This window comes from bacterium, assembly GCA_040753555.1.
GTDB lineage: Bacteria > UBA9089 > UBA9088 > UBA9088 > UBA9088 > JBFLYE01.
Genome location: JBFMDZ010000245.1, coordinates 1 through 2,707 on the forward strand (window position 1 = coordinate 1; position 2,707 = coordinate 2,707).

Genomic DNA, 2,707 nt, shown 5'->3' on the forward strand with positions numbered 1-2,707 from the left:
TAACCTCTAATACACCTGGATTAAACAAAAGATAAACCTGAGCCGCAGCAAGCTCCCTTACATCATCTATTCTTACATCCACATTAAACTCATCATTCTTTGCAATGATTTTAGATTGGGGAGAAACCCTTAAGAAGGTGGGTGGAAGAAGAACAAATGTCGTGGTGGCATAGTTTCCATAGCTATCTGTGGCGGTAATAAGCTTTGTGCCAGGGGATTGGGTTTGGACAACAAATGTTGTTGAGAAGGTGCCGTTTATGGTTAACGGTGCGGTTATTGTTTGTGTTGTTTCAAAGTTGATTGTAACATCTCCAAGAGAAGCATATCCAACACCTCCAATTGTTATTGTTGTTCCAATTAGGCCCAAAGTTGGATTTACAGTAATTTCTGGTCTTTCTGCCCATGCCCATGGAGAATAATAGACGTAATCACTTACTGGACTACCCGTACCTAGTGGATTTGTTGTTGAATGATAAGGTCCGGAATTGTCTCCCCACCAGTTATAAGTAGCTGTCATGGTGGATGGTCCAGCATTATAAAGGCCATATATATTATGACCTGCTAAATTAGTTCGCGTAATTGTTGCTTGGCTATTACAACAATAAACCCCGTAGCCTCTCCCATTGTTTATTGTACTATTATCAATGCTTACAATGGGACCATTATAAATATAAACCAACCAAGTATCACCTTCTGAATAACCACCATATCTAATTAGGGTATGTTCTAATTGAACATTGCAGGCACTGCCATTAAAATAAAAATAAACCCAATCTCCTCCTGCTGGAGCTGTGGCTGTACCATCCCTGTTGGTATCTCCACCGTATTCATCATCAAAAAGAGAGGTAAATACTATCTTTTTTTCTGAGGTTCCAAGACAAGATAAGGTTCCATAGACATAGAAGATCTGATTTAAAATTTTAATTACTGCACCTGGCTCAACAGTTAAAGAGGGACTCACTGCTACAGCCCTAGTTAAATTAGCTACAACATAAGAATTTAACGGCGAAGGAAGGCTTTGAGAATCAAGTAGGCGACCACATATTACACCATTGAGTCCTATCCCCATATAAGTATTGTCAGTGATAATATTACCTGTAAAGGTGAAAGAAAAAGGAGCATTATTTGTTATTCCCAAAGGGAAGGTATTTTTAAAGATAGTATTATTAGTAAGAAGTGGAGTATTATTACAGATGGAAGAATTGGATAAATAGATTCCATAAGTATTAGTCCCGATAGTATTATTATCAATTGTTAACAAAGAATCCTCACAGTAAATGCCTGCACGTACATTACCATAAGTATCGGTAATTGTATTATGGTTAATTTCATTATTGTCCGAAGATTTTACATAAACACCGTATCCATCACCTGGTATGCCATTTTGCTGAGACTCATAATTGTACCCCCTTTGTCCACCTATAGTATTTGAAATAGTGTTTTTATTCAGAAGATTTCCATATGATGAAGAAAGATATATTCCACATCCCTTCTCCCCTGTACCTCCTTGACCAGGCGCCCAACCATGGCAAGCATATCCTCCATTCCCGCCTTTAGTATTTAAAATAATGTTATCTCTAATGGTATTAGTGCCTGATTGAATAAAATAAATTCCAGCTCCAATGCCTCCAAGTGCTTCTTCTAATACGACGTTATGCATAGTTCCGTTTCCTCCTGTGTTTTCTAATATGGTATTACAATCTATAATATTATTGGTTGACCTTTCAAGATAAACTCCAACTCCAATTCCTCCATTGCCTCCATATCCCCCCCAACTAGTAGCCCCTCCTTGGCCTCCTATATTTTTGGATATTTGATTTTGTGATATTGTATTGTTTGTTGATTGTAAAAGATATATTCCACATCCAATACCACCATTGCCGCCTGAAGCAAAATTACCACCCATTCCTCCTTGACCTCCTGTGTTGTTTCTGATTGTATTTGTTCCAATAAAATTATTGTTTGAGCCTGCTGAAAGATAAATTCCACAGCCTATGCCACCTGGCTGTCCAGTAGAACCTGAAGCACCATCATCTCCCTTATTGTCGTGAATATAACAATTAATAATCACAATCCCCGATGTATTCTCAAGATATATTGCCTGCTTTGCATAGCCAATATCGCAATATTTGATTTGGCTTCCCTGTACTCCACTTCCAGATAGCTTAATCCCTTTCCAATGGCCAGCTGTATGGGTATCTTGGTCAGAGGTAAATGTAACTGTGCCAAGGGGTGTGCCGATTGCATTCAATGTGCCATAGCAGATTAGAGAGGTCTCTGTAGCAAACCTTATGGTTACCCCTAGCTCAATGGTCAAAATTACGCCATTGGCTACAGTTACAGTATCCGTAGCAACATAAGGGCTATTTGCTAAAGCCCAAGTTGTGTTGCTGGTGATTGTCCCAGAAACATAGGTCTCTGCTCTGGCTATTTTACAAGCCACAATCCCCAAAACTATCACACATCCCAAGATTGCTCTTTTCATTTCACATTACCTCCCTGAAAAAAATAAACAGGCTTAAAATTAAACCTGCTTTTATAGATTTTATATAAAAACCTTCTTGACGAATTACTCTCTCTCTCTCTCTCTCTGAACCATCATCCTTTCTTTATCCTCTTTTTCCATTGTAAAAAGTCTACTTACTTCATCAAATTCTTGTCAAGGAACTTTTTTGCATTCCTCAAGGTAGTTTTTGGCAAAGGGATT

General features: G+C 38.3%; 1 protein-coding gene. It reads right to left on the reverse strand.

Going from position 1 to position 2,707, the window contains the following annotated elements:
* The coding region (locus AB1630_11995; protein MEW6104514.1) for a right-handed parallel beta-helix repeat-containing protein at nucleotides 1-2,485 on the reverse strand (2,485 nt) is incomplete at its 3' end.
* Nucleotides 2,486-2,707: the final 222 nt, after the last annotated feature.